The 19434-nt window shown below is 33.1% G+C and carries 14 protein-coding genes and 1 pseudogene; 7 read left to right on the forward strand and 8 right to left on the reverse strand.

Annotated features, from left to right (window positions below):
• The 3 genes and pseudogenes from LEP1GSC049_RS02000000224480 to LEP1GSC049_RS221560 all read right to left on the reverse strand — a co-directional run bounded on the left by LEP1GSC049_RS02000000224480 (nt 1) and on the right by LEP1GSC049_RS221560 (nt 2264).
• A pseudogene (locus tag LEP1GSC049_RS02000000224480) lies at nt 1-581 on the reverse strand (TetR/AcrR family transcriptional regulator).
• Nucleotides 582-672: 91 nt separating this feature from the next.
• Nucleotides 673-1164: an Mpo1 family 2-hydroxy fatty acid dioxygenase gene (locus tag LEP1GSC049_RS221565; RefSeq protein ID WP_004751979.1), complete on the reverse strand. Its 492-nt coding sequence runs from the start codon at nt 1162-1164 to the stop codon at nt 673-675.
• 284 nt (nt 1165-1448) lie between these two features.
• Nucleotides 1449-2264, reverse strand: a complete 816-nt coding sequence (locus LEP1GSC049_RS221560) for a hypothetical protein (RefSeq protein WP_004758918.1) — start codon at nt 2262-2264, stop codon at nt 1449-1451.
• A 72-nt stretch (nt 2265-2336) separates the two neighbouring features.
• On the opposite strand from LEP1GSC049_RS221560, the gene LEP1GSC049_RS221555 reads away from it, so the two are divergent.
• The 3 genes from LEP1GSC049_RS221555 to LEP1GSC049_RS221545 are packed head-to-tail and all read left to right on the forward strand — an operon-like array spanning nt 2337 to nt 5408.
• Complete coding sequence (locus LEP1GSC049_RS221555) at nt 2337-2840, forward strand: NYN domain-containing protein (protein ID WP_016748717.1); 504 nt, start codon at nt 2337-2339, stop codon at nt 2838-2840.
• Between the two features lie 3 nt (nt 2841-2843).
• The gene (locus LEP1GSC049_RS221550) at nt 2844-4328 is read left to right on the forward strand and encodes an MBOAT family O-acyltransferase (RefSeq protein WP_004752194.1); all 1485 of its coding nucleotides are present in this window, start codon (nt 2844-2846) and stop codon (nt 4326-4328) included.
• Between the two features lie 9 nt (nt 4329-4337).
• Entirely contained in the window at nt 4338-5408 is a 1071-nt protein-coding gene (locus tag LEP1GSC049_RS221545; protein WP_004752161.1) for a DUF1574 domain-containing protein, read from the forward strand.
• 916 nt (nt 5409-6324) lie between these two features.
• Here the strand turns inward: LEP1GSC049_RS221545 and LEP1GSC049_RS221540 are convergent.
• Nucleotides 6325-7065, reverse strand: coding sequence for an SIR2 family NAD-dependent protein deacylase (locus LEP1GSC049_RS221540; RefSeq protein ID WP_016560510.1), 741 nt, complete (start codon nt 7063-7065; stop codon nt 6325-6327).
• Nucleotides 7062-7607, reverse strand: a complete 546-nt coding sequence (locus LEP1GSC049_RS221535; protein ID WP_004751987.1) for a DJ-1 family glyoxalase III — start codon at nt 7605-7607, stop codon at nt 7062-7064. Before LEP1GSC049_RS221535 ends, LEP1GSC049_RS221540 begins: the two co-directional genes overlap by 4 nt.
• 159 nt (nt 7608-7766) lie before the next feature.
• Between LEP1GSC049_RS221535 and LEP1GSC049_RS221530 the strand changes: the two genes are divergently transcribed.
• Nucleotides 7767-8885: a PHP domain-containing protein gene (locus LEP1GSC049_RS221530; protein WP_004751991.1), complete on the forward strand. Its 1119-nt coding sequence runs from the start codon at nt 7767-7769 to the stop codon at nt 8883-8885.
• A gap of 309 nt (nt 8886-9194) precedes the next feature.
• Nucleotides 9195-10082, forward strand: a complete 888-nt coding sequence (locus LEP1GSC049_RS221525) for a S1/P1 nuclease (RefSeq protein ID WP_016560453.1) — start codon at nt 9195-9197, stop codon at nt 10080-10082.
• Nucleotides 10083-10761: 679 nt separating this feature from the next.
• On the opposite strand, the gene LEP1GSC049_RS221520 is transcribed toward LEP1GSC049_RS221525, so the two are convergent.
• The 3 genes from LEP1GSC049_RS221520 to LEP1GSC049_RS221510 form a co-directional block, all read right to left on the reverse strand.
• On the reverse strand, nt 10762-11637 hold the full coding sequence (locus tag LEP1GSC049_RS221520) for an FkbM family methyltransferase (protein ID WP_004763175.1): 876 nt from the start codon (nt 11635-11637) through the stop codon (nt 10762-10764).
• Between the two features lie 883 nt (nt 11638-12520).
• Nucleotides 12521-12805, reverse strand: coding sequence for a hypothetical protein (locus LEP1GSC049_RS221515; RefSeq protein ID WP_004752454.1), 285 nt, complete (start codon nt 12803-12805; stop codon nt 12521-12523).
• Between the two features lie 395 nt (nt 12806-13200).
• Nucleotides 13201-14796 carry a methyl-accepting chemotaxis protein gene (locus tag LEP1GSC049_RS221510; RefSeq protein ID WP_004758854.1) on the reverse strand — a complete coding sequence of 532 codons (1596 nt, stop codon included), beginning with the start codon at nt 14794-14796 and terminating at the stop codon, nt 13201-13203.
• Nucleotides 14797-15848: 1052 nt separating this feature from the next.
• Here LEP1GSC049_RS221510 and LEP1GSC049_RS221505 point away from each other — a divergent pair.
• Entirely contained in the window at nt 15849-16349 is a 501-nt protein-coding gene (locus tag LEP1GSC049_RS221505; protein WP_004751937.1) for an SRPBCC family protein, read from the forward strand.
• A gap of 682 nt (nt 16350-17031) precedes the next feature.
• A complete protein-coding gene (locus tag LEP1GSC049_RS221500) occupies nt 17032-19434 on the forward strand; it encodes a TonB-dependent receptor (protein ID WP_016749900.1) in 2403 nt (800 codons plus the stop codon).

A 19434-nucleotide genomic window follows, 5' to 3' on the forward strand; every position in this document is an offset into this window, starting at 1 on the left:
TCAGAATGTAAACGAATTGGAAAGAAGGATCGATAAAAAATCTTTAACAATGTCCGAAGTTTCCGAAAGACTGATCCCCTCCGAATCTAGGATTCTTTGAACTACGGTTCCTAAAATCACGCTGATTAGAATTCGATTGAGAGCGGGGTTTGTAATTCCTAAATGTTTTGTTATGATATGAACGTATTCTTTGATGGTATCCGCGATCAAAGATTTTTCCTCTTCATGATTTTTTAATCTGGAAACGTCACAAATGATGTAGAGTAGATTTTGAAAATACGCTTCTCTTGCTTGAACCATTTGAAAAAGGGATTCTACTCTGGTTTCTAAAGTTTCTCCTAGATCTCCTTTAGAGTGGATTTGTAATTCTTCAATATCTTTGTTTAATACGAACTTAACCAATTCCTTAAATATATCTTCTTTGGTGGCAAAATAGTGATACAACGTTCCTGTGGAAACGTCCAACTCCGCGCCGCGATTTCCCTCATAGAAACCGCGGAATATCCTCTTCTTGCAAGAATATCCACGCATTTGGCTAGTATCTCCGTTTTGTATTTTTCATGATTTACTATCTTAGGCATCGAATTCCCTCGGGATATTTTTTTGATAATTTGTATTGTACAAAGTGATACTGATGAATATCGATTTTTTTCGTACTTGAATTGGAACGAATTAATAGGCGATTTTCATCTTTTTATAGATAAATCCAAGTAACCAGATCGGGCCGATCATTAAAAACTGAAGATCCTTAAAGAAGGAAGGTTTTTTACCTTCAATTTGATGGCCGATAAATTGTCCGATCCAGGCCAAAACAAAAATCGTAATTGAAAATTCCAAAATTCCGTAAGAATAATTTCCGATCATAATTGGCAGAAGGGTTCTTTGTAAAAGAATGATCAGATACATCATCAAAGAACTTAAAATCAACATTCCAAAAGCCAATGTAGGCGAAAGTCGTATATAAAATACAAGCGCCAAAACAAGAGCGATCGTTGCAAAGTTTAAGTAAGGTACGGATAGAAAAATCGAAGGAACTGGGATTGCCCAAAGAAGTCCAACGACCGTAAAATAAATCGAAGGAACACAAATCCAATGTATATTTTTATTGATAGGATTTTGATGGCTTTCCCCGTACTCGTCCAACCAGGTTTCTACAGATTTCATAATAACTCCTTTAGATTTAAAAATTTTAAACGTTCGAAATAGGACCGCAAGTGTTTTTTATGAAACTTCCCGAATAAAATCTAAAATAGTCGCAATTTCGGGAAACGTTATTAAATTCATAAAACGTAATTGAATTCTAAAAATTTTAGCTTTTCTTTGAGAAACTTTAAAGAATTTGGATTCCAAAATTCGAAATAAACGCACAGAAATCTTTATAAAATGAATTTTTAATTTTAATTAGATCATATTCGCCGAACGTAGATTTAACGACGGCTTATTTTTACTCACTCCGTTTCTAAAGGTTTTGTAATTCTTTCGATAGGTAGTTTTTTTACGTGATTTGCCATTTCTTTCAAAATACCTTCCGTGACTTGTTTCATGATTTCGCCGGTGACTTCGTTTTCCAAAATCTCCGTAATCATAGAACTTATATCTTCTCCTAATCTTTTGGAAATTTCTCCCATGAACGGAATTTTAGATAATTCTCCCAATAAAAATTTAGATTGAAGAGACTCGTTTACCTTTGCGTGGAATCGATCTTGATGAAGTTCAAATGCTTTTTTGGCTAGCCCGTTATAGTCTAGACGAATCATCACTTCTTCTACTCTTTCCAAAGAATGTAAAAAAACTGCGTCCGCAATTGTATCTACGATCACATCTCTAAATCGGAAAGTAATTTCTCTGGTGACAATATCGCTTAGGTTTTGTCCGGATTGACCTAACTTGTAGAATGCGATCAGTAATTTGATTCCTCTTAGAATCAAAAAAGGACGTAGAAAATAAAATGGAACGACTCCTATTATTTCATACCAATTCATAGAAAAATAGGAACTTGGATCTTTTGATTTTCTAAATTTTGAAATGAGTTCCAGAATCCAAATCGTTAAGACAAAAAAATCAAAACCGATCACGTAGACGTATAATTCTTTTGGAAGGATTTCTTTATAAGAATTGTAAATTAAAAGAAGTAGAACGTCTAAAACGGCAAAAGAAAGTAGAAAGACGTCTCTTCCAGAACCAGGAAGCGCACGGAACCAAAGATAAAAATGCCAAATGTTAAATCTGTTGATCCTGACCGGAAAACGTTCGGAATCAGCCATTTTAGTTATAATCTCTCAATAAAGGATGGTTTACAGTATTTGAGAGAATGGGATTTTGGTCACTACAATTCCATGTCATCTCAAGTGGCGATTGACGGTTTTAATCTGATCTATAAATTTCCAGATTTGGAAGAATTCATGTATCAAAATCGACTTTCTGATGCCAGACGAACTCTTTTGGAATGGATGGAGTTGTATTCCAAAAAAAAGAAAAAACAAAACTTTCACGTTTTTTTTGACGGAAAAAAAGAAATAGGAAACGAAGTTCTCCAAGAAACATTCGGAAAATTGAACGTATATTATAGTCTAGATAGAAAGGCGGATGACTTGATTAAGGAATTTGTTCGAACTCAAATTCGTCCGGCCGATGTTCAAGTAGTCAGTTCGGATAAGGAAATTTTTTATCACGCAAAAAAATGGGGTGCTTATCCGATTTCTTCGGAAGAATTTGCATCCATCATCACCGCGGAAATTTTCCCTTCTAAACAGAAAATCGATCTAGAAGAATTCAAAGATAAAAAACTGAGTTCCGAAGAATTGGAATATTGGAAAAATTTATTTAGGAAGGGTAGATAAACCGTGTTGTTCAATTCGATTACTTTTGCGATTTTTTTTGCAATTGTTTATTGTATCTACTGGTCGATTTCTAAAAAAAGGCGCCCCGATTTTTTGATTCTTTCCAGCGCTTTTTTCTACATTTGGTTTTCTTGGATTTTCTTTTTTCATTTCTTTTTTGTAATTTTACTCAACTATTTCTTTTATATTCGTATTAAAACTTCTCAAAATAATCCGAAGTCTTGGATGATCGTATCGATTCTTTTCAACTGTATCAATCTGGGATTTTTTAAATATTTTTATTTTTTTTCTAGGGTTTTAGCGGATTTAACTGGTTATCCGTTTTTTACGGAGATACAGGGAATCATACATATTGTTCTTCCTCTTGCGATTAGTTTTTATAGTTTTCAGATGATCGCTGCGGCTGTGGACGCGGGAAGAAATCAGGAAGGAAAAACGATTTCTCTAAAAGAATACTTTTTATTCGTATTATTTTTTCCTGTTCTGATCGCCGGACCTATCATGAGGACTGGAGATTTTTTTCCGAACTTAAATAATTTAGAACCGGATCGAGATAAAATCTATAACGGCTGTTATTTGATGTTAGGCGGATTGATCAAAAAGGTTCTGATTGCAGATCCGGCCTCTGGACTGATTTCTCCCGTATTTTCCAATCCTGCAACGTATGATTTTACTTCTTTGATTCTTGCAGGGATCGGGTATTCGATTCAGGTATTCTGTGATTTTTCGGGTCTTACCGATATGGCAAGAGGAGTAGGGGCGTTGTTAGGTTTTTATCTGCCTGAAAATTTTAAGGCTCCTTTTTTTTCCTTAAGCGGAAGAGAACTCTGGCAGAGATGGCACATAACTTTGTCTTTTTGGCTTCGGGACTACATATACTTTTCGTTAGGCGGAAGTAAGGTAGCGGTTTGGAGAACACATTTAAACTTAATTTTAACCATGACGATTGGAGGTTTTTGGCACGGTGCTGATTATACTTTTATCGCGTGGGGTTTTTACTGGGGAGTTTTACTTGCTGTAGAAAGATATTTAGAAACTTCTTTAGGATGGAAACTGACTCCCGATAAAAATTTTGTTTTAAAGATAGTCAAGGTTTGGATTGTGTTTTTGCTTTTTTCTTTCGGGGCCATTCTTTTTCGGGCAAATAACGCAAAGACTATGATACAACACGTATTCGGAATTTTCGAAAATGTTCCGAATAAAATTGAAACTGAACTTGTTTTGTCTTCCTTATCCTGGTTAGGAAATGCGGGAAGTTTGATTGATGGAAATTCCTTCTTTATACTCAATCAAATGGAAAATTTAGAAAAATTCTTTTACCTTTTTTTGGGTTTGGTGTTTTTCAATTGGGTTCAGTATGTTCCGGATTTTTGGAAACGATTTAGAAAATACGATCCTTGGCTTCTTACGTTAGTTGGCGTTGTCTCCGTTTTTTTGCTCGCTTTGTTTTCGGAAGATTCGAGCGCGTTTATCTATTATAAATTTTAGGAAAATGGAATGTTTCGAAATCGATTTCTTCTGATTCCTTTTGTTATATTTGTGATCTCGTTTGGAATCGATAAGTTAATTAGTTCCACAATTTTTGAACCTTATTATTCTTTGAGTCTTTCCGATTTGAATTTCAGACATAAGGAATTTCTTTTTGAAGAATTGAAAGATTATCTGAAAAAAAAGGACCGTAAAAAAGTTTTGGTTTATTTTGGAAATTCCAGAGCACTTTTATTTAGAAATGATTATATAGAAAAAAAATATCCGGATTGGGTTTTGTTCAATTTTTCCGTTCCCGGAGGATCTCCCGATTATTATTTGTATTGGTTGGAACGTTTTCAATCCGATGGCGTAAAACCGGATTTTATCTTGATGGACGAATCGATAGAAATTTTTAATTCTTCTTCTATTTTGACCTTGGACGAGGTTCTTTTTTACGGATTAAATCCTCTTTTTGTATTGAGACATTCAGATCGTTATTCTAATTCGGATCTTACTGGTTATATAGTCAAAAAATTATTTCATACGGTTAAAAACCGTCCTAGATGGAGCGTAATTCGTGCTCGGGCTAAAGAAGGAGGAATTTTAGCAAAAGGTTATAGTAAACTGCGTTCCGAAATTTGGGAAAATCTTAAAAGACAAAGAGGTAGTGCCACTTCGGATTCAAGTCCCAGAGTTGTGTTGCCTGCGGAGCTTCTTAAAAAAAGATCGAACACTGATTTTAAATCTTATTTAGGTATTTTTACGTTCAATCCGAAGATGCTCGCAAACCAAGAAGACGCGATTCGAATTGTCAAAGAAATGGGAATTTCCTACGCTATGATTTGGGTAAGAGTCGCTCGTCCTTACTTTGAACTTTATAAAACTAAAAAAGTTTCGATGGGCGATCAAGATGAAAAAACTCCCTACGAAATTATGATTCCTATTTTACAAAAATTGCATGAATCTACCGAGACTTCTTTTTGGAACATGAACGAAGATGAGGAGTATCATTGTGACGATTTTAGCGATCCTGGTCATATGTCTCCGAATTGTTTTAATGACTACGCCGACTTCATATTCAAAAGATTACAGAAATAGGGAAGATTTTTCTTCGCGTGAAAAGTATTTATTTACACGTGTCTTTTATTAAAAGATTAAGCTGAAAAAGTTCTGTTTAGGTTTAGAACGGATTTTATCTTCATTGAAAAATTAGATATGTATTTGGATTTCAAACTTTAGGATTCTCTTTTCGTAATGAAGGGTTTGAATTCTTTCTGAATTTTAGTTAACGTGAGTTCTGTGTAAAAAAAAATTTCTAAAAGTAGTAATTCCTACATTCATATACGAGAGAACTAAAACCGTCTCGCTTCTTGAACTAAAATAAAACGCTTCCTGAATGGCTCTCTACGGATCGCGTTTGAAACTAAAGCAAAACGCTCTCTATCATAACCTTATCCACAAGTATTTAGATTTCAATATTAAATCTTGTGGGAATTACGACAAATCCTCTGTAAAATTTAGTTCCCACCCCACAACGCGATTCATAGAGAGCGTTGTGCTTTAGTTTTCCCTATTTTTGGGTGGGGGCAACTCAATGAATTGCTTCCCATGGGTCGCAATTCAGGTGGAGAAATTCGGAAAACTTTTCTCTATCAGAAAAACATGTTTTTTGCAAGTAAAAAGACTCATTCTTGTCGGAACACTTGAAAAATGTGCGTTTTTGAGCCCACAACGCGATCCGTAGAGAGCGTTGTGTTGAGTTTCCAACGCTTTCGCAAAAAGCGTTTTGCTTTAGTTCAATTTTGATTCTAAAATCCTATTCAACTTGTGGGGTTGGTTATGGCTCTCTATGGGTCGCGTTTGAAATTGAAACTAAAGACGATTGTTGTATAACGTCTTCTGTATGTAATTTATTAACCAGAGCTAAAGAGCCCAGTCCGGCTGTTATAGGCAGGCGCCGGATCGCCTAGATTTTATTACGACGTACTCAAGTTAACATAAGTCAAATGAGACGTTAGGATAGATTGTCTAAAATTTCTCGTATTAATTCCGGTAAAACCTCACCCGTTTTGCCTTGCAGAAACAAATCTACGGAAGATGAAAACGAAGAAAGTTCCGGATTGATTTCTACAAGAAGCGCGCCGGAATCTTTTGCGATTTGTGATAGATAAACAGGCATACTGACGGAACCAGAGGTTCCAAGAACGAGTAATAGATCCGTATGTTTCATTCTTTGGATAGAAAGATTCAATTTAGGATCGTCGTAACTTTCTCCGAACCAAACGACTCCCGGTCTTAAAAAAGAATTACAATTTTGACATTGCGGAGGAAGAGACGTTGTGTTTTCGGATATTTTTTCCTTAGATTCTTGTCCGCATGAAATACATCGATTGATAAAAATATTTCCATGAATTTCGGTTAATTTTTTAGAACCTGCTTGAGAATGTAGACCGTCCACGTTTTGAGTGATTAGAAAAAAATCTGGATGTATTCTTTCTAATTCCGCAAGTGCAAAATGTCCAGGGTTGGGACGTTTGGTCTTGATGATATTTCTTCTCCAAAGATACCATTCCCAGACTAGTTTAGGATTTTTGGAAAAAGCTTGAGGAGTTGCAAGATCTTCTGCTCTAAAATTTTTCCATAGACCTTCCTTTCCGCGAAATGTAGGAATTCCACTTTCAGCAGAAATACCCGCTCCAGAAATTGCACTGATTTTTCGGAGTTTATTTTTGTGTTTTGCTATAAATTCTTTCATGAAGCCAGTTGAAGAGCTGATTTTACCTTTAACATGGATTCTTCCCCAGAAAGTATTTTAACGAGTTCTAAAGCAAATTCGAACGCGGAGCCGGGACCTATACTCGTAACTATTTTTCCGGAAATTTCCAATCTGGAACCAGTATAACCGGAGTTGTTAGATATAATTCCTGGAAATGCAGTAAAACGATCTTTAGATGTTAAAATATTTTGATGTACTAAAATACTAGGAGCCGCACAAATCGCGGCGATCCATTTGTTCTTTTCTTTTGCGTCTTTGAGAAGTTCCAAAATTTTCGGTTCTGCACCTAAAACTTTTGTTCCGCCTCCACCTCCTGGAAGAACGATCATATCAAAATCTTCAAAATTAATTTCGCCTAACGTTATATCTGCTAAAATACGTACTCCTCTGGATGCTTTTACCGGACCTTCTTTTAAGGACGCACTTAAAACTTCTATTCCGGCTCTACGAAGAACGTCCACTACGATAACTGCCTCCATTTCCTCCATTCCTTCCGCGAATGGGACCAAAACCTTTGGCATAAAATACCTCCTTGGAAAACCAATTTAAATAATCTGTAAATGAAAGATTACAAATCTCTGACATTTTAAAAAAACTTCTCAAAAATCCGAATATAAAAATTGAAAAAGAAAAGAATATTTTTTTTCAGAAAATGCGAAAGTTTTGAAATGGAATTTATCATGGTATTTAAAAGAAAAATTCATCCTAGAGTCCTATATAAAGTTTTAGGCGCGTTTACTTTTTTTGTCATTATACATCTTCTTACTTCTTTTATTTTAACAAACGAACTCAGATCGATCAAAAATTTTCCATTCAAAGGAGATAAGATTCATTCTCCTTATTCTGAAACGAAACATAGATGGTTGAAAATGGCGTTTCACCTTCATTCGGATCGGGACGGTTTTTCTCCTTTTAGAAGTTCTCCAGAAGAGATTCAGGAAAAATATTTAGAAAAAAAATATGATCTAATCAGTATTACGGATTATTTAAAAATCAGCGGAACTGAATCTAAGAATCCTAAGTTTTTTCCGGGATATGAATGGGGAAGAGATTTTAATAGAAAACATATTCTTGCGTTAGGTGCCGAAAGTTTAATTCGGGATTTTTTTCCTCTTTATGCTTCTGAAGAAAACATACAATGGACAATTGATCAGATACAAAAATCGGGAGCTTTTATCGTGATTAGTCATCCTGGTTTAGAAGGATCCATTTCTTATAAAATTTTAGAACGTTTACGAGGAATAGATGCTGTAGAAGTTTTTTCTAATTATGGAGATACTTTCGAAGATTGGATTCGACTTTTAGACCAAGGAATTCCGGTGCTTGCTACGAGTGGGGATGATCTACATTATTTTCCCGGAGAATTGATTCGAGCTATGAAACTTCCGCTTTATCAGAGAATTTTTCATGAACTTACTTTTTCGGATCAAAATGAAGGAGAAGCTTTTGTTCGTTATATCCTATTGAATACCTATTCAATAGAACGAGATGAAATTATTCGGAATCTTAAAAAAGGAAATTACGTTTCTGTAATCAAGATTGCGAATTATATGGAAGATCCTAAAATTACCGAATTAAAATTAACGAAAGATCTGATTATGGCGGAGTTTCCAGATAAATTTCTTAAAATAATGTTTATCGGAAAAAATGGAAAAATTCTCAAAGAAGATAAATTGGCATTTCGGTCCTTTTATCAATTTCGAAACGAAGACGAATATGTGATCATGAAAGTAGTTTTTTCCTCCGGATACATCTATTCAAATCCGTTTTATAGAACCTCTAATTCTGATACAAAATAAAATTTTGATCTAAACACAGAATTTTACTTTGGAATAGGTTTTTTCGATAAAAACCTGGTAATCAATTTTATAAGGATCAAATAATTTTCACTTAAATGTTTGTTTACGTAAACTTACTGTTAGAGTTTTCAATAAAAACATTTATATTAAAACAAAAATGTACAAAAGTAATGAATTAAAAAGTATACAGGATTAAATTTAAATAAAATATAATACTTAAGTAATTTTTTTGTAAAAAATTAAGTTTTTAAAAAATTTGCTTGTAAAAGAATCGTATTTTAGCAAATTCAATTCAAGAAAAGGAGTTTTATGAAAAAGGATTTTTTTCGGATCAAATTTTTAATTTTTGTGATTATTTTTTTATTATATAATTCTAATGTTTATGCTTGGGGATGGGAGGGGCATCGCGCGATTGGAATTATTGCTCAACAATTATTGATAAATTCTAAGAAATTTGATCCGATAAATGATATTTTAGGAGATTTAACTTTAGAACAAATTTCTACCTGTCCAGACGAGTTAAAAGCATTCCAGTCTCAAAAAAGAGAGATGAGTCCGGTTTGTAGTCAAGTTTTTACCAGTCCAGCACCTCCAACAAATACGGGTCCTTGGCACTTTATAGACATTCCGGTTTCATTGACGAATCCTACCCATGACGATATAGAAAAAATTTGTAAATCTACTTGCGTAGTAGCTGAAATTGATAAATGGAGTAGTGTGTTAGCGGATACAACTCAGACAAAAGCAAAACGATTGCAGGCTCTTTCTTTTGTAGTACATTTTATAGGGGATTTACATCAACCTTTACATACCGCGGAAAGAAACAATGATCTTGGAGGGAATAGGGTGAGTGTGCAAATTGGAAAACGCAAAACTAATTTGCATAGTATGTGGGATACCAGTTTAGTAAATTATGTTAGTACAAATCCAGTCACGGTGACTATTATGTTAAAATCGGACATAGCTTTTGCACAAATGGAAACTCAAATGAATCCTGAGGCGTGGACGTTTCAAAGCTTTCACTTTGCTCGCAATGTCGCTTATGATGGAATTCCAATTGGTCGTTCGATTACAAAGATTTCAGACGTGTACATTCAAAATGCATTACCAGTTGTAAAACATCAACTTGCAAATGCAGGCGTTAGATTGGCAAGGCATTTAGAAAAATTATTTTCTAAGTATAATACCAATGAATAATAAATTAGTATTTAATAATATATTGAATTTATAAATTTTTATTGCTACGGTTAAAAAATAAATTTTTTTTGGATGTTCGTTATGTTATATAATATGTATTATGGGAATTTAATGTTACTTAATGGTTTATACTAATCAATTTGCTTAATTTTTGATGCTAAAGTTATGTTTATGATGAAGTGCTTTTCTTTTGTTATAAATTGGTAGAAAAATATCGATGTAGTGGAATTATAAAATTTAAAAGTATTATTTTCTTGATGTTGAAAAAAACTCTTTCTTATATGAGGTTCGAAAGAAAATTCATGTTACTCAATTTTATAAGAGTTACTCAAAACTATAAAATAATAAAGTAAGCAATCATTTACATTTCAATAGTGTGAAATTCTACATAAAAACGATTAGGCGAATTCGGTGTTTGTCGGGTTGAATTTCAACTTCAATCAATAAATTGAAGGTTCACTTGAAAACACTCTTAAGGACTCTGCTACTTCTTTTATCGTAAACGAACCGCTTAACATCCGGTTTACTGTTTGTTTCCAAAATTCCGGCTAGTAGTTACTTATTCTTTTTATCTCACTTTTTACCTCAATTCTTGGTGAAAAAATGCCCACTTTTATGTTACCAGGTCTGATAGGGAGCAGTAATTGGTATTAACAAAAACCTATTTTGGTTTTTATAATTACTTTTTATAGAAAATATAATTATAAAAAGAAGAATAATTTCCATTATGAAATATCGTTTCATGTTGATGTTTTTCAATTTTATAAAAACCTGATTTTTGCATTATCGAAATAACACGATCAACATAATCGATTTCATTATCGTCAAGTTCAATTGATACTGATTTTAACTTAGAATTACTCAATATTTTCATGCCCCCTTTTACAATTTTATCCCCAAAACTATCAACGTCGATTTTAATGTAATTCGGAAGAGGTGGTTTGTATAGATTGACGAAGGAATCGATTGTATAAGATGTCATGGCTTGTCTACAGTTAATTTGAATGATCTTACCTCTAACTTTGGTTTCTTTTATTATATCTTTTTCACTAAAAAAATTCATATTACCTCCAGGAGTATCAGAATTCATATGGAGATAACCAAGAGAATCAAGATCATTGAATGCGATTGGATAGGCGCTAATGGTTTGGTCCATCTCATTTAAAAATATATTTCTATTCAGTAAAAAAAAATTTACCGCGGATGGCTCAAAAGATAGTATTTTTAAATTCTTATTTAAACTTCCTGCATATATAGAATAACTTCCTATATTAGCTCCAATATCCCAAAAAACAGAATCGTTTGAAAATGTTTCTATCCATTCAATAGTTTCAGGTTCTTGTATAAATAGAGTTTGAGCCTTCCAAATTACAATTGGTCCAAAACCAAAAAATTTAATTTTTCCTTTTTTTGTTTTAATTAATATGTTTTCAAAAGATGAATATAGATCTAAATAGATAACCTTTTTTATAACTTTATTTAATTTTATTAGAATTTTAAATTTGCAAATCGAAGACTTTAAAGGTTTTACCATTTTGTCAAAAATCAAAAACATATTCACAACTTCCGATAATACATATTATGTCTCATAATGAGAAAACTGGGGAAGAAGGTTGCTTACGTGGGCGATATTCTTTTTTAGAAAGCTGTCGTCCAGCTTGTCGGTGAAAGTCCGATCCGGGTTAAACGCCAGAGAGCCCGGTAGCTATTCTCAGATGTTTCTGGGCAACCAAGATGTCTAAGGGAGAATATTAGGCCATTTGAATGGAGGTGCGAAAAACAGCAGTCCGTAACATAAAGTGAATTCTGTGCTGTTAAATAACGCAAGTTCGGCGTAAAAGATTCGTTTTATAAAAACCTAGTTATTCATAAAAAATAAATATAGAACCTTTCGACTCGAATTACAAAAAATGAAAGTTTAAAAATTTGTAATGCGACTTAATCTGTGGGAACTCTCACAAATTTATATTTTAACGTGAATTCGGTCATGGTTCACTTTTCTGAAAAAACTTAAAATCTGAACTTTACAGATCGATTCCTAAATGTGGAAACTCATACTTTTAGAAAATTCTTTCTCATTTTTTTTACGCCCTGCTCACGTTAAATACCGACAAAAGAGAGTCGAGCCTGTCATAGTGAGGTGAAGACAATAAGAAGAAGCGAAGATTCTAGAAATGCAGCTTCGAAGAACTACATCGGTTGTGGGATCGATGATCTGATAGGATCTCTCACGTTCCGTTGTTCATTTTCACAATATTCCGATTCCCTTACGCCGAGGAATTTTTGGTATAAGTGAAAGAGTCTGATTGGGTAAACGTCGGAAAATCTGGTAGGAAAGTTTTGGATCTTTTCTCAATCAAATTTATAGATAAAATTATTGTGTTAGATAATAGCGCTCCATTTTATAAAGATAAAATAGGAACGCTATTTAAAAATGTTTAGTAATACTGGCCGAGACTGATCGTAACAATAGTTTTATTGTTATCTTTTTTGTTGATACATTCACATTTAACTTGAGCCGATTGGCTATAATAACCTTGGTGTGCGGAAAAGCCTGGAGCAGCTTTACAACTTTTGTACATTCCCTCGTTTACCAAACGATTACATGCTTCTTGAATCGCAGCTGCAGCATCACTTGCTTGAGAAAATACTTTTCCAGGCAATAAAATTCCTACTAAAACTAAACTTGAAAATAACACTGTTTGAAAATACTTTTGAATCACGTAAAAATTCCTCTCTTTATGAAGAGAGAATTAGTTCATGATTGGTTAAAATTTCAAGAGAGAATATGAATTTCGAAATAAATTTTTAGAAATTCTGGAGGTTTCTAGTGAGAAAAAACTTCAAAAATGACTTAAAAAACGTGAATTAGGTATAACGCGAAAGGGAGCGATGCGGGGAAACTTAGTAGAACGCTCTCTAAAACTAAAGCTGTCTCGCGATTCGACAGGTCGTGTTTGAAACTCAGCAAAACGAACGGGTCGCGTTTTATATTGAAACTAAAGACTATTATATTTCCTATATACAATTTATTGACCAGAGCGAATTATTCGCCCAAATTTTCTTAAGTCCGAACTACGTTAAAAAGGGATCAAAAATATTTCTTAAAATTTCGAAATCAATTTTCAGATTGAATACTTAAAAGTCTAAGTTCAGAAGCTTGAGTTTTAATTCTTACAATTTCTTCTTGAAGTTGTCCCGAGTCTTCATTGATTTGATTGATTTCAGAACCTAAATTTCCCATTGTCTGAACCATTTCCTTTTGTCCCAGCATTTGTTCCTGAGTAGATCTGAGGATTTTTTCAGAAGTTAATTTAATTCGATTCACTTCTGAGACGAATTTTTGAATAATTGATTTTTGTTCCAGATAAAACTGATTCATCTTATCGATTCGATCTGCCGTATCTAAATTTTTCATTTTCTGATTTTCCGTCAGATTTCCAGTTTCTGTGGAAGCAATCCTTGCCTCTTCAATAAATTTTCTGGACTGATTGACAATTTCCGAAATAGATTTGGCATTACTGGAAGTAAATTCTGCAAGTTTACTTACTTCATTTGCGACCACTGCAAAACCTCTTCCGGCAATACCTGCCCTTGCAGCTTCAATCGAAGCGTTTAGAGCAAGCAAGTTGGTTTTATCTGCAATTTCACTCATAATTCTATTGATTTCGTCTACTTTGTTAAACGAATTCGAAATATCCATGAGATAAGACTTCGTTTTTTCTGCAGCGATCGTTACGTTCTCCATGTCTATTTTATTTTCTTTGGCGAAAATAGCGAGAGCTTCGCTTAGGGAAGCGCTGCTTTTTAAGATTTCGTCTAACTTTTCTGAATTTCCAACAAGCTCGCTCAAACTCAAATTCTGAGTTTCGATAGAATGTGTAGTGTTTGAAGAAGAAACGGAAAGTTCTTCGATCACTGCGTTGACTTCTTCGATAGCGGCGGCTTGAGATTCCATCTTTTCTCCGGTTCGATTGATAAATTCTGCGAACTTACGGATTGAAGATTCCAAATTTTCTGCTGAATTCTCCAATACCTCACGATCTTGAGTGAGTTTCTTTAAGAGATGTTGAGAATCTTCGTAAAGTCTTGAACCTTCTGTAGTAAGTTTATCAAAAAGTTTCATCAAATGAAAGAGAATCACACTCGCCGTAAATACGAAAGTTACTTTAATGATCTGAACAGAAAAGATCAAACTACCTGGATTTTTACCTATTTCAGGATCTTCTGTGAGAATCATACCACCTTTCCAAGCCACAAAAACCGAAGTAATGATGCCTAACGCGGAAAAAACGCCAACTAGAAGTATGAATTTTTTTTCGCCTAAAAAAGACGAATAAAGCATGATGTAAAAATAAATAAAGAATATAAGCATATTAGCGAGTATACCGGAAGATACTTCTGGTTCGATGGAACAGTCTACCATGAGAGTTAAAGAAAGAATGTTAACATCAAAAAGAACTAACGTTTTTTGAAATCGAACCCCTACTTTACCCGCTCGATGAAGAATAAATTCTAAAAGACAATAAAGTCCCATTAAAGTTGTACCAGCTACGTGTGCGATCACTTGAGTGGGGTGATTCGTTTTAGAAACACTGATCAATGTAAGAGAAAAAAGAATGACCAATCCGAAACGAATTCGGTTGATAACTACGGCACCTTCTTTCCAAATCTGATGGATGGAAGATTTTTCGGATTGGATTGGATTCTGCATGAGAATACTCCTATGAAGAAGTTCATTTTGAAAGTGCGGATAAAAAAGAAAAGCAAAAACTTCGGAATAGAAAAATCGTATTTAGGTATCCATTGTAGAAAAGTAAATTCAAAGGATGTAATATTCTCAGTATTAAATAAAAAGTAAAAGGACATTTATCTTTTCCGGACGTTTCCCCGTTCTGAAAGAGTTTACAAGATTATAACGAAAAGATTTCTAACTTAAATTCGTAGCTGTATTTTTTTAAGTCAAAAATTATCTGAAACATTTGTTGTCTTTTACTCATCTAAACAGTGAAATTTATAATTTTAGAAATAAATATAATCTATAAAATAAGTTTTAAAAGTAATTACCAAAAACAGAAAAATATTTAAGTGAGAATTTATTTTAATTTGTAATGGTAAATTTTCTTTTTATACGATAGAAACAAATATTTTTCGAGAACGAAAAGCAATTTCATTTCTAAAAGTTTTTTATAAGCTTAAAATTCTAGTGGGTTAAAAATTCCTTATTTGTCATTCTTCTAAAATTTTGTATTTGTGTTTTATACAAAACCAAGTTTACATTTTAATTACAAAATCGATGATACTTATTCTGAACTTGTTTCAAAACTTAAAATGTGGATTCACTTCAAAAAGCCAATAAATTCGGATTAAATGTAATTTTTCGAAAACTTCTACATCTTTGATAAAATGGATTGTTAATTTTAGATACGTCTGAGTAGTAAGTAAGTAAGTTTGAAATAGAATACCCAAATCTTGCTTTTAAACTTGGGGTCTATCTCAAAATTAATGGTACTTTTATATAAGAATCAGTAGTACAAATTTATAAGATTTACTTGACAAGAAATCTTAGATCATTAAGGAATGAGTGGAAAAATTTAGGAGAGAAAATTTTGAAGGGATCTATATAAAATCCAAAAGAAGCCCAATCAAATTTTTGCATAGAATCGCCGTTTGGCGACCATGATGAACAAAAATTAAAAATTTTATAGAGTAAAATTTTAAATTCTAAAACTTCAAAAGTTTCAAAAACAAATAAAGGAAAAAATGATGAAAATATTATTTAGTTTATTAGGAACAATTTGTATTCTTGGTTTGGGATTTTTGGGTTTAGGGGTTTTTGCAAATCCAAAATTTGAAGGTAACATTTCGGGAACTGTAAATGCTCCTGTGGAAAAAGTATTTCAACATCTGTTGAATTTGGAAGAGATTCCAAAGTATAGACAAGAAGTCGTAGATGTGATTCTGGAAGGAAAAAACACGAAAGGATATCCGATTTGGAAAGAAGGAACGGATATGGGTGGATACATTCATTTCGAAATGACTGAAAGAGAAGAAAACTCTCGAGTTCGAGTTGAAATGAAAGAAAGTAGCTTTGGGATGAAAGGATCTTGGGATTATAGATTACAACCTGACGGAGGCAAAACGAAAATTACGATTAACGAAGTTTCAGAAGTTTCTAGTATTCCAATTCGAGCGATTTTTATGATTGTTGGAAAAGATGCAAATCTCAAGAAGGAACTTGAAATCTTAAATACTGTCTTTCCTTAAAAGAGTTTTTATTTTATTGGAAATTTATCGTATTCGATTTGAGTTTAAGATTACATCCGAACCACGTTAAAAGTGCTTAGGAAATTCTGATTCTAAAACAAAAATTCGCATCAAAGTATTTTTATATTATAAGGATCAGTTTATAAACTCAATTATTGAAAATGAATGTTTAAAAATCCGTAATGTGACTTAATTTGTAGGAACTAACACAAATTAAAATTTCACAAAATGCCTACTCTTCTTTTCTGCTCGAGCTTTAGTATAAAGAAGCAAACTCTTATACATCTTATCTTGAATGTTTCTATTATAAGATGTTTAAGTTGTTATAAATTCAATAATCCTGTTGCTTCCTCCCAAACATTATTTTTAGAGAAGGTCTTTCTATTTTTTCATATATGAACATGCATTTTTCTTTTTATAAATCTGAGATTTAGTTTTTTATTTAAATTGGATCGCTTAAATTAAATTTCAATTTATAAAATGGTTTTATTATTGGCATACTTTTTGATTTCTTAAATATAAAATTTATACAAAAATAAATTGTCACTCAAGTTCCAATTTTACGAAACCAACCTTGTTTCAACTGAAAATTTTCATTGGATCCATTTTTAACATAATTGATTTTGAGTCCTGGGATCATTTAATATCTTTACAAATAAAACAACTTATTTCTAATGTGGTCATGCTATATAAGTTAGTTGTTTTATCTTGTTTCCTAGGTAATGCAGTTGGAACTTATCTTTTAATTTTAAAAAATACAACTCAACGCATAACTTTAAAAATAAGATTCTTAAATTCTAATATTCTTTTTCATTTTTGTAAATTATCTATTAGGATTTTATTATTTATATCGACATTCACTCTTGATGGACAAGAACCTACTCGTCCGACTTTGAAAGAAGAAGATAAAAAAACTTCTGAAAAGAAAGATGGAATTATGGTTCAAGGTAGAAAAGATAAAAGAGATCTTGAAATATTCAAAACCCCGAGTAGTATTTCCAGATTTAACGAACAGGACATCTTAGATAAGGGTATATCTAGAACCAATGATATTGATAAACAGGTTCCAAATTTTGCAATCATAGATTCGGGTTCTCGTAATTTCACATATTATAATATTCGAGGAATGAGAAGTACTCTATTCAGCGATCCTTCCGTGGGATTGATAGTGGACGGAGTTCCTCTTATGGATAACGTTGCACTAAACACGGAATTATTTGCACTAGATAGTATTGAAGTTCATAGGGGCTCTCAAGCGACTGTATTTGCAAAAAATTTCCAAGGAGGTGTAATAGAAATTAATACCAAAAAGCCGAATAATATGCCTCAAGGTAGGTTTACGGTCGATTGGGGAAATTATAAAAAAAAGGAATATTCTTTTTTTTATAATACACCTCTGATCAAAAATAAACTTTATATAGGTATCTCCGGAAAATCCATCCAAAGAGATGGATATTTGAATAACGTAAGCGGATTTAATTATCCTAATAATTTAGTTTCTGATATACCGATTGAAATTCGTAAAACACATCCAGACGGACGAAGAGGAAAATCTGGAAGACTCAGATTGTTTTGGACTCCATTAGAAAATTTAGAAGTTGATTTACAGGCAAACGCCGAAAGTTTCGACGATGGTTCTTTAAACATAGTCAATTACCTTGCGTCAAAAACGGAAAGACGAAAAAGTCTAATAAAAGGATGTGTGGTTAGTCCGGAAGTTTGCGATAAAAACGTTCGAACTTATATCAATCGTACGAAAGCGGTTCGAAAAGTGTTTTGGGATTATGAAGGTGTCTCAAATACAACCGGGAAAACATATTCCAGTAATATTACCTATAGATTACCTAAGGCGATTTTAAGGACAGTTTCTAGTATTAGAAAAATGGAAATTGATCCTTTAATTGTGGATGGAGATTTTACAAGAAGCCCAGTAATTAAGTCCGAATATATAGAACATTCCACTACTAGAACCCACGAAACAAGTATAGAATCAAAAAATAAAAAAGAACCATTACAATTTAAAGTTGGAACATTATTTTATCATAAAATATCCGACAAAGAATTTGTTCAAGAACGTTTGATGCAGGCGTATACGTATAACGTTCTTAAGGGTTTAAACGCTCCCGCCAGAGAGATACATCATTCAAGAATTGTAGATAAATCTTTCAGCTTTTTTACTCATAATAGTTATACGTTTTGGGAAAAATTTACTCTTACCTTAGGCGCCAGAATTGAAACTCAAAGAATTGGTATAGGTCATAGCCGTGATGCTAGAGGTGCTCTATTCGATAATCCTTATGGAGACGTAAGAATTTTATCTCCCCACTACGTTCGAAACGATTTCTATCGTTACAACGTTTCTAGAATCATTTTTGATTATAAACCTATAGAATCTTTGATGATTTTTATCGGCTTAAGTCGCGGATATAAAAACGGAGGATTTAGTACCGTTGTGAATCAACCAGCGTTGGCCGCCTTTAAACCAGAGATCAACGATACACTGGAAGTAGGAATCAAATCTAAATATTTCAACGAAACCTTAGGAATTAATCTCGCTTATTTTTATACGGAAACTGCTGACTTTCATGTAATCAGAGCCATTTCTATTGCTGAGGCTGTCAATTTGAACGCCGAAAAAGTTACAATTCGCGGGGCTGAAATGGAAGCCTATCTAAAACCTCATAAGTCATTACAACTCGGTTTTTTAGCAGGATATACGGAAGGGATTTTTAATAAATTTTATGATCGGATTTTAGATACGAACTTCGATGGTAAACACGTACATTTTATTCCACAGTACGACGTAGTCAGTTATCTGCAATATCGTTCTTCGCCTGGTTTGTTTTTCAGATATGAATTTCAAGTTGTTGGTAAGATGTATTTTGCCGCAGATAATACGATTTATAGCAGTCCTTATACGATCACAAATCTGAAAATAGGATACGAAGAAGAACGTTTATCCGCTTATCTTTATTGCAATAACATTAATAATGAATATTACTTTACTTCCTATATAGATGGTACCTTTCAAGCAGTCCCAGGAGCACCACGGACTTATGGATTCATTGTAAATTACAAAATATAA

Source organism: Leptospira kirschneri serovar Cynopteri str. 3522 CT, from assembly GCF_000243695.2.
Classification (GTDB): Bacteria; Spirochaetota; Leptospiria; order Leptospirales; family Leptospiraceae; genus Leptospira; species Leptospira kirschneri.

Coding starts and splice junctions, on each gene's coding strand:
- LEP1GSC049_RS221565 (WP_004751979.1), bottom strand. CDS start 1,164: ATGAAATCTGTAGAAACCTGGTTGGACGAGTACGGGGAAAGCCATCAA.
- LEP1GSC049_RS221560 (WP_004758918.1), bottom strand. CDS start 2,264: ATGGCTGATTCCGAACGTTTTCCGGTCAGGATCAACAGATTTAACATT.
- LEP1GSC049_RS221555 (WP_016748717.1), top strand. CDS start 2,337: ATGTCATCTCAAGTGGCGATTGACGGTTTTAATCTGATCTATAAATTT.
- LEP1GSC049_RS221545 (WP_004752161.1), top strand. CDS start 4,338: ATGTTTCGAAATCGATTTCTTCTGATTCCTTTTGTTATATTTGTGATC.
- LEP1GSC049_RS221540 (WP_016560510.1), bottom strand. CDS start 7,065: ATGAAAGAATTTATAGCAAAACACAAAAATAAACTCCGAAAAATCAGT.
- LEP1GSC049_RS221535 (WP_004751987.1), bottom strand. CDS start 7,607: ATGCCAAAGGTTTTGGTCCCATTCGCGGAAGGAATGGAGGAAATGGAG.
- LEP1GSC049_RS221530 (WP_004751991.1), top strand. CDS start 7,767: ATGGTATTTAAAAGAAAAATTCATCCTAGAGTCCTATATAAAGTTTTA.
- LEP1GSC049_RS221525 (WP_016560453.1), top strand. CDS start 9,195: ATGAAAAAGGATTTTTTTCGGATCAAATTTTTAATTTTTGTGATTATT.
- LEP1GSC049_RS221520 (WP_004763175.1), bottom strand. CDS start 11,637: ATGTTTTTGATTTTTGACAAAATGGTAAAACCTTTAAAGTCTTCGATT.
- LEP1GSC049_RS221510 (WP_004758854.1), bottom strand. CDS start 14,796: ATGCAGAATCCAATCCAATCCGAAAAATCTTCCATCCATCAGATTTGG.
- LEP1GSC049_RS221505 (WP_004751937.1), top strand. CDS start 15,849: ATGAAAATATTATTTAGTTTATTAGGAACAATTTGTATTCTTGGTTTG.
- LEP1GSC049_RS221500 (WP_016749900.1), top strand. CDS start 17,032: ATGCTATATAAGTTAGTTGTTTTATCTTGTTTCCTAGGTAATGCAGTT.